Source organism: Pseudomonas persica (assembly GCF_900291015.1).
GTDB lineage: Bacteria > Pseudomonadota > Gammaproteobacteria > Pseudomonadales > Pseudomonadaceae > Aquipseudomonas.
This window is the reverse complement of record NZ_OLKL01000068.1, coordinates 1-704: the sequence shown is the minus strand read 5'-3', so window position 1 is coordinate 704 and position 704 is coordinate 1. Positions and strand designations below refer to the sequence as shown.

1 protein-coding gene is annotated in these 704 nt (G+C 59.2%); it reads left to right on the top strand.

The genetic code is table 11. The features are described 5' to 3' along the window. Positions 1 to 704: immunoglobulin-like domain-containing protein (locus FQ664_RS27330; RefSeq protein WP_368667997.1), on the top strand; the 704-nt coding region annotated here is incomplete at both ends.

Below are 704 nucleotides of genomic sequence, written 5' to 3'. Positions count from 1 at the left end.
GGGCTGCACGTGGTGATCAAACTGAGCAACGGTGAAAGCATCACCATTGCCGCCGGCTCGAAAGAAGCCTCGATCACCATCGATGCGCCGAGCGACGACGTGTACGTCGATGCCGAAGACCTCAGCGTGACCATCACCGGTACCACCGGCGGTGACTTCGAGAAGCTGGATGTCAGCAGCACCGCGGCCGTGACCAAGGTTACCGATACCATCGACACCACTACGGTCACCCTGACCGCTACGCAAAGCGTGGTCGAGGGCGGTGTGGTGACTTACACCGCGTCGGTCAATCACCAGGTCACCGGTTCCGACCTGGTGGTGAAACTGGCCAACGGTCAGACCATCACCATTCCAGTGGGTGAGTCGTCGGCATCGGTACCGTTCACCGCGCCGAACAACGTCCACAACACCAACCTGGACCTGACCAACAAGATCACCGATATCTCGGGCGGTAATTACGAGAAGACCGTGGCGGTAGGCGAGCCAGTGACGACTGTCACTGACAACCCGGCCACACCTGATGTAACGAACCTGAGCCTCAGTGCAACCAGCACTGTCGCTGAAGGCGGCAAGATCACCTACACCGCTACCTTGACCAACAAGGCGGGTACCGACCTGGTGATCAAACTGAGCAACGGTGAAAGCATCACCATTGCCGCCGGCTCGAAAGAAGCCTCGATCACCATCGATGCGCCGAGCGACGA